This is a genomic window from Polynucleobacter sp. 31A-FELB (assembly GCF_018882405.1).
GTDB lineage: Bacteria > Pseudomonadota > Gammaproteobacteria > Burkholderiales > Burkholderiaceae > Polynucleobacter.
Genome location: NZ_JACVOO010000030.1, coordinates 1 through 6,738 on the forward strand (window position 1 = coordinate 1; position 6,738 = coordinate 6,738).

Sequence of the window (6,738 nt, forward strand, 5' to 3'; positions counted from 1 at the left end):
AGCGCTCCCACATTAAAGCCTTCTGGGTAGCTGTGTAATAGATTCGAGGTCGTTGTTTCATGAGCAACACTCCTTGCGCTTACGCAGTTTGTAGTGTGTTGCATCGACGGGTTGAAATCAAGACCCATAGCGAACACCCAAACATAAACTGTCAAAGATGGCTTCACTTAAAAGTTTGGGTCATGATTAGGGATGGAGTTCTTTATCAAACCATTTTTACCCCTTACCGCCTTACGTCTTCAGCGCATCTTCTAGACATTTAGACATAAATTCGCCGTATTTAAAAGCCATCTTTGTGGGGGTAACGAACTTTCTACGGCCATCCTCTTTGTCTGTGACAAGCTTTATATAGCCAAGGGCTGATAGATTTTTTACCCTTCCATGCAATGTTGCCTGTGACCCAATCTTGTCTAGCCGAAGAAGATCGCCAACAAGCAATGACTGGCCCTCATTGGTAGAGCGTAAGACATATCCCAATAATTCTCTTTCGACTTCATCTAAAGTCTTCCCAGGATTCATGCGATCCAATGAATCAACTAAATTTAAGAATCGTATAAATGCTGTGCTCACAATTAATATCCCTGACCTAACGATTCATTAGCCACCAAGCTATGCAGGCTGTTAATTAATAACATGTATAATTTATACATCTTTTAAGGGTAAACGTCAATAAGTTACTTATATACAAATAAGGTGAAAAATGCGATTTACAACCTACACGGACTACTCACTTCGCGTCTTGATGCACCTTGCTCAAAGCAACCAAGGTGGCACTACTATTTCTGAGCTTTCTGACTTTTACAAAATTTCACGTAATCACTTAGTAAAAGTGGTGCATCACCTAGGATTACTTGGCTACATCGAAACTACTCGCGGTCGTACTGGCGGCATAAAATTAGCCATACCCGCCAATCAAATTAAGCTTGGGGATGTGGTTGAGCAAACTGAACCTGATAGCAACCTCTTGGAGTGCGTAAATCCTGGCGAGAATAGCTGCGTAATTGATAGGCAGTGTCGCCTCAAAGGGATTCTCTCATCAGCAAAATCAGATTTCATTAAGGGTCTTAATAAGTACTCTTTGCATGATTTTTCCAAGCCTAAATGGCAAACAGAAAATTTGTTTAAATCCGTAGCGATTCAATCAGCATAGGGATTTGGTATGAATATCAATTTTGAAGCGCTCGTTCAATCGCTTGGCGATGGAGCGGTTATCTCAGATGCTAAAGGCATAATCACCTATTGGAATCCATCGGCTGAACGGATTTTTGGCTTTAGCGTACATGAAGCGTTAGGTGCCAGCTTAGATCTCATCATTCCTGAGCGCCTTCGCAAGCGGCATAACGAGGGATATGACCACTCTATGCAAACAGGCACCACCCAATATGGTGACAAACTGCTGACCGTGCCAGCAATCCATAAATCCGGTCGACCGCTCTCGATTGCATTTACCGTCTCCGTGATTATTGATCCCGATGGCAAGGTTGTAGGGGTTGCTGCAATTATTCGAGATGACACCTCCAGATTTAATGAGCAGCGCATGCTTCGTAAGCGCATTGCTGAACTAGAAGCTAGGTCAAATTAGGCTCTCATTTATATATGTCCTTAAAGCCCCAAGATCGAACCTGTCTTGCAGATCTCATTGGAAGAGATGCCGTTATTTCAGTAGTTGATGAGTTCTACAACCAAATCCAAACCCACCCCACTTTAGCTGCTCCATTTTCAGCGGTGCACGACTGGCCCGGACATAAAGAAAAAATTGGCGACTTTTGGTGGGTGGTTTTAGGCGGCAAACCCCAAGCCCCCTATAAATATGATCCCGTTGGTAAACATTTTGCAGCTGGCTTTAACTCAAACCTGTTGGAAGACTGGAAGCAACTATTTAAAGGGGCTCTAGACTCCCATCTTGACCAGGAGTTGGCTAACAAATGGTTTTCCAGGGTCCAAATGATTGGCGAAAATCTCCTATCCCAAAATGAACGATTAATTAATGAAAATTAAAGAGTCTAGATGGCTGATTTAACCATTGCACGTGCAATTCATATTCTGAGCATTGTTATTTGGATGGGTGGAGTAGCCTTTGTGACCATGGTGCTAATTCCGGTCATCAGGAGCACCTCATTCAAAACCGAGCAACTATTGATTTTTAACGCCGTCGAGAATCGTTTTGCTTCGATTGCAAGGATAGTTGTGATATTGGCTGGACTAAGTGGCTTTTATATGACCTATAAACTGAATGCATGGGGTCGATTTTTAGAGGCTCAGTATTTTTGGATGCATGCCATGGCGCTCGTTTGGCTTATGTTTGTTATTGCTCTTTTTGTGATCGAACCATTTTTTATAAAGAATCATAGACGGATGGTGAAAGACGGTCGCAATATTGAAGATCTCAAGAAAACCCAACTTGTTCATATAGTGATTCTAGTTTTGAGCTTAATCACCATTTTTATTTCAGCACTTGGTGCGCATGGATTTTTCTATTAATAAATTAATACAGGCATGCACCATGGCAGCTTCCGACCCAAAGTAGACATTGGCGGAGCTAACTCATATGTGCACAGCAAATATCGAGCCAGCCATTTAATCTAGCTTTTTCGTAGGGGTAATGGAATTTTTCTTTAAATTCAGAGCGTTTATGGCATTGCTTGGCGATTTCTGCGCACCGCTCCAGCGTCCAAATTACCGGCACAGCGGGCTTTCGCTTAAACCCGACAATATGAGTTGTACATTTAGTTAACCAGCCCCTATTAATTGCTTTTTGATAGCTAACTGGGCTCCCTCTCTCCCACTCATCTCTTGTCTGGTATTTCTCTGCTTCTTCTTTACATAGGGCTAGAGTCCAATAACTATCATCAGATAACATTTGGTTGGCACACCAGGTTCTGACTGGGAAGTTACTTCTAAAGGATTTAATAAAACTGCTTTGGATATTTTCAGAACGCATGAATTTTTCCTAACAACCAAACCTTTTTAAGTAATGACGTGGGCTACAAAGTAACCTCACGTCATTTCATTAAAAGCCATTACTTAATAAAGCGAATCTTCTCGTTAATTTTGCTTAAGATTGGGCCCTTCTTGGCATTGAAGACTTTCTTATTTTCTTCAATCAAGTTTTTGCCCTTGGTATCAATCGAGATAATTAGTGGGCCAAATTCTTTAACTCGGTTAACCCACAGCGTTTCTGGCATACCCAAGTCTTTCCATTGGGCATCTTCAATTTTCTCAACCTTAGTAGCCGCTAATACAGCACAGCCACCTGGGAAAATGGCATGAACCGCCTTGTTCTCAACGCAACCTTCTTGCGTTTCGATACCCATACCACCCTTACCAACAATCAACTTAACGCCTGTTTGTTTAATAAATTCCTTTTCAAACTTTTCCATGCGCATGGATGTTGTTGGTCCAATAGAGACCATTTCGTATTCGCCATCCTCTTTTTGACGAACAATCGGGCCAGCATGAAAAATTGCCCCGCCCTTAAGATCAACTGGCAACTCACGTCCCAACTCGATTAAACGACGGTGAGCAACATCACGACAAGTCACCAAGGTTCCAGTGAGATAAACCACATCACCGATGTTTAATGCTTCTAAATCTTCGTCTTTTATTGGTGTTTGTAGAATTTTCTTCACAGCTTGAATCCTTCATGGGAAATAACTTCGTAAGACATATCGGCATTGATCTTGATCTTGCCGCGGCGATGCGCCCAGCATCCAGTTGATACGGCTACACCAATTGTGGAAGGGTGGCGTGCGGATGACTCAATATTTACACCCATCACACTATTGGCACCAGTAAGCCCTTGTGGACCTAATCCCAATTCGTTTAGACCATCAGTGAGCAGTTCTTCCATCATCGCCGCATTTTCATTTGGATGGCTTGAGGTCACTGGGCGCAAGATTGCCTTCTTAGATAAGCGGGCAGCAGTTTCTGCTGAAGTAGAAACGCCAACACCAACCAATAATGGTGGGCAGGCATTTACACCGCGTGATGTGATGACATCAAATACAAATTCAGCAACACCTTCATAACCTTGTCCTGGCATCAGTACCTTAGCAGCACCGGGTAATGTACACCCACCACCAGCCATATAAACATCAACGATACAGTGATCAGCGCCAGGGATAATTTCCCAGTCTAGCCATGGGATCTTTGAACCAGTATTAGTGCCGGTATTCTTTTCTTCAAACGTTTCAACTGCGTTATGACGCAATGGACCTTCTTTCGTGGCGTCTTTAGTAGCATTCAACAAAATATCTTCCAACTCTCCCAATAAAGGAAAGTTTGAACCAGCAGAGAGGAAGTACTGAATTACTCCTGTGTCTTGGCAGCTCGGACGATCTAACTTATCTGCCAACTCTTGGTTTTCACGCATTGACTCGAAAACCTCTTTGGCTAGGAAATTCACTTCCTTGCTTCGTAACTCACCTAATTTGGTAGTTACATCTGTTGGCAAACGCTTGCCAATATATGAAGTGAACTTTGATAAGACATTAGTTATATCTGCTACTGCTGCCTCTTTATCCACGACGGATGATTGCTTATTCACTATGTGCTCCTTTGTATGTGAATGCTGGGTAATTATTCGATTGCCAATTTCGCGGCTTTTGCTAGCCCCGCGAATTTAGCTGTTTCTTCAGATATTTGTTTTGCCATTTGTGCCTGTGTATTGCCTACAGGTTCAGCGCCAATATCAAACATTTGTTTTTGAAACTCAGGTGACTTAATAATTTTTACGATTTCAGTATTAAGTCTTGCTGTAACTTCTTTAGGTGTTGCGGCTGGAGCAAGAAGACCAAACCAAGTACCTATGTCCATATTGATTCCAGACTCTTTCATTGTTGGCACAGAAGGTAGCGTCGAAGAACGCTTAGCCGTTGTGACTGCCAATGGGCGTAATTTCTTTTCTTTGATAAACGGCAAAACAGGAGTGATGGTGTCAAACGACATAGTTACTTGACCACCCAATAAATCAGTTGCCAAGGGAGCCGAGCCTTTGTACGGAACATGAAGAATCTCAGTGCCAGTCAACATCTGAAACTGCGTGCCAATCATGTGCTGTGCTGTGCCATTGCCATTCGAACCGTATGAAAGTGAGTCAGGTTTTGCTTTAGCCGCAGCTACAACATCTTTAACTGTTTTATATGGTGATGCTTCAGACACGACCATAATATTTGGTACTAATGCCACAGTAGTGATTGGCGCAAAGTCTTTTTCAAAGCTGTATGGCAAGGTTTTATAAACCGCGGGAGCGATTGTGTGATGTACGGCGCCCATGAAAAGCGTATAGCCATCAGGAGCAGATTTAGCAGCCAATCCAGCGCCCAATGTTGCGCCAGCGCCAGGCTTGTTATCAACAATGACTGATTGCCCTAGGACTGGACCCAGTTTTTGGGCAACCGCTCTTGCTAAGACATCAGTTGTTCCACCAGGGGGAAACGGCACGATGATCGTAATTGTTTTGGTTGGGTATGCCTGAGCGGCTGCTGTCCCTATAAAGCTACACAACAAAAGAATTGCTAGGCTATTTTTTGTTACCTTTTTTAACATTCTGTCCCCTCCACTGGTTGACTCCATCCGCCATTTAGAGGCTTGGAATATTGGCACTATAAATTTGAAGGGCATTAAAAAATCATGTATAAAGTTAAACCATAGTTAACTATTACTTAACAATCAAAAATGGCTAAAAGCATAAATCCAGCTGATTTGGGGTTCTTTTCAACACTCATCAGCTCTGGGAGTCTTGGGGCTGCTGCCCGTGAGCTTGGAGTAACAACTGCCGCAGTCAGCAAGCATTTGGCGCAAATGGAATCTCGCCTGGGATTGGTACTCGTAAATAGAACCACGCGAAGAATGAGTCTTACCCATGAAGGCGAAATTTATCTAGACCATGCCAGACGAATTTTGGGTGAAATTGATGACCTTGAGCATATGCTGTGGGGCTCAACAAAAGCTCCACAAGGATTACTTAGAGTCAATGCCACGCTCGGATTTGGACGCAGTCATATCGCTCCATTAATTGCAGAATATGTAAAACAATTTCCGCAAGTAGACATTCAATTACAGCTATCGGTAAACCCTCCCCCGATTACCGATGATGCCTATGATGTTTGTTTTCGATTTGGTCATCCACCTGACTCTAGATCAATTGCTAGGCTGATAGCCCCCAACAAAAGAATACTTGTAGCCTCTCCCGCCTACATTAAGGAATATGGCGAACCAAAGTCACCCAGTGAATTAATTAAACACAACTGTATTGGCATACGCCAAGGTGATGAGGGTTATGGACTGTGGCGCTTCTCGAGCGGTAAAGGTAAGTCAAAAAATGAATTTACCGATAGCGCAAAAGTTCGCGGTAACTTAACAACAAATGATGGTGGCATTGCCGTGAACTGGGCACTAGATGGCCGAGGCATTGTTTTGAGGGCTGAATGGGATGTCACACAACACCTTAAGTCCGGCAGATTAATACAGGTAATGAAAAACTTTGAAACACCAGATGCTGATATCTATGCTGTCTATGCTGAGCGCCATAAAACATCTGTGAGGGTGAAAACATTAATTGACTTCGCTATTGCGTCATTTGGAGCCAGGTAGCTTTTATTGATAGTCCGTTATTGGCCTTGATTTCAACCCGTCGATGCAACAGTTAGGGCAAAACGTTCTGCCGGTGTTTGATAGTTTAGTGTTTTTCTAGGACGTTCATTGAGTTGCCTTGCTACAGCATTGAGTTTGGCTTGG

Annotated in this window: 10 protein-coding genes; 5 read left to right on the plus strand and 5 right to left on the minus strand. The window is 43.0% G+C overall.

All coding sequences use genetic code 11. The features are described 5' to 3' along the window. Positions 1 to 231 precede the first annotated feature (231 nt). A complete protein-coding gene (locus ICN30_RS11330; RefSeq protein WP_308281779.1) occupies positions 232 to 570 on the minus strand; it encodes a helix-turn-helix domain-containing protein in 339 nt (112 codons plus the stop codon). Positions 571 to 700: 130 nt separating this feature from the next. On the opposite strand from ICN30_RS11330, the gene ICN30_RS11335 reads away from it, so the two are divergent. From ICN30_RS11335 to ICN30_RS11350, 4 genes are read left to right on the plus strand one after another with little or no spacing between them, the layout of a single operon-like run. Continuing rightward, entirely contained in the window at positions 701 to 1,150 is a 450-nt protein-coding gene (locus tag ICN30_RS11335) for an Rrf2 family transcriptional regulator (RefSeq protein ID WP_216243765.1), read from the plus strand. Positions 1,151 to 1,159: 9 nt separating this feature from the next. Next, positions 1,160 to 1,582: a PAS domain-containing protein gene (locus ICN30_RS11340; protein ID WP_216275746.1), complete on the plus strand. Its 423-nt coding sequence runs from the start codon at positions 1,160 to 1,162 to the stop codon at positions 1,580 to 1,582. Between the two features lie 14 nt (positions 1,583 to 1,596). After that, positions 1,597 to 1,998, plus strand: coding sequence for a group III truncated hemoglobin (locus tag ICN30_RS11345; RefSeq protein WP_216243761.1), 402 nt, complete (start codon positions 1,597 to 1,599; stop codon positions 1,996 to 1,998). 9 nt (positions 1,999 to 2,007) lie between these two features. Next, entirely contained in the window at positions 2,008 to 2,481 is a 474-nt protein-coding gene (locus ICN30_RS11350; RefSeq protein WP_216275748.1) for a hypothetical protein, read from the plus strand. A gap of 58 nt (positions 2,482 to 2,539) precedes the next feature. On the opposite strand, the gene ICN30_RS11355 is transcribed toward ICN30_RS11350, so the two are convergent. The 4 genes from ICN30_RS11355 to ICN30_RS11370 form a co-directional block, all read right to left on the minus strand. After that, entirely contained in the window at positions 2,540 to 2,941 is a 402-nt protein-coding gene (locus ICN30_RS11355) for a hypothetical protein (RefSeq protein WP_015421407.1), read from the minus strand. Positions 2,942 to 3,020: 79 nt separating this feature from the next. Further along, positions 3,021 to 3,629, minus strand: coding sequence for a L(+)-tartrate dehydratase subunit beta (gene ttdB / locus ICN30_RS11360; RefSeq protein WP_015421408.1), 609 nt, complete (start codon positions 3,627 to 3,629; stop codon positions 3,021 to 3,023). Beyond that, positions 3,626 to 4,525: a L(+)-tartrate dehydratase subunit alpha gene (gene ttdA / locus ICN30_RS11365; protein ID WP_216275750.1), complete on the minus strand. Its 900-nt coding sequence runs from the start codon at positions 4,523 to 4,525 to the stop codon at positions 3,626 to 3,628. Before ttdA ends, ttdB begins: the two co-directional genes overlap by 4 nt. Before the next feature lie 53 nt (positions 4,526 to 4,578). Further along, the gene (locus ICN30_RS11370; protein ID WP_216232060.1) at positions 4,579 to 5,547 is read right to left on the minus strand and encodes a tripartite tricarboxylate transporter substrate binding protein; all 969 of its coding nucleotides are present in this window, start codon (positions 5,545 to 5,547) and stop codon (positions 4,579 to 4,581) included. Between the two features lie 129 nt (positions 5,548 to 5,676). Here ICN30_RS11370 and ICN30_RS11375 point away from each other — a divergent pair, with 129 nt between their 5' ends. Next, complete coding sequence (locus ICN30_RS11375; protein WP_216229971.1) at positions 5,677 to 6,594, plus strand: LysR family transcriptional regulator; 918 nt, start codon at positions 5,677 to 5,679, stop codon at positions 6,592 to 6,594. Positions 6,595 to 6,738: the final 144 nt, after the last annotated feature.

Excerpts from the sequence above, each read along its gene's own strand:
- ICN30_RS11370 (WP_216232060.1), bottom strand. The coding sequence starts at position 5,547 with ATGTTAAAAAAGGTAACAAAAAATAGCCTAGCAATTCTTTTGTTGTGT.
- ICN30_RS11375 (WP_216229971.1), top strand. The coding sequence starts at position 5,677 with ATGGCTAAAAGCATAAATCCAGCTGATTTGGGGTTCTTTTCAACACTC.
- ICN30_RS11355 (WP_015421407.1), bottom strand. The coding sequence starts at position 2,941 with ATGCGTTCTGAAAATATCCAAAGCAGTTTTATTAAATCCTTTAGAAGT.
- ICN30_RS11340 (WP_216275746.1), top strand. The coding sequence starts at position 1,160 with ATGAATATCAATTTTGAAGCGCTCGTTCAATCGCTTGGCGATGGAGCG.
- ICN30_RS11345 (WP_216243761.1), top strand. The coding sequence starts at position 1,597 with ATGTCCTTAAAGCCCCAAGATCGAACCTGTCTTGCAGATCTCATTGGA.
- ICN30_RS11350 (WP_216275748.1), top strand. The coding sequence starts at position 2,008 with ATGGCTGATTTAACCATTGCACGTGCAATTCATATTCTGAGCATTGTT.
- ICN30_RS11335 (WP_216243765.1), top strand. The coding sequence starts at position 701 with ATGCGATTTACAACCTACACGGACTACTCACTTCGCGTCTTGATGCAC.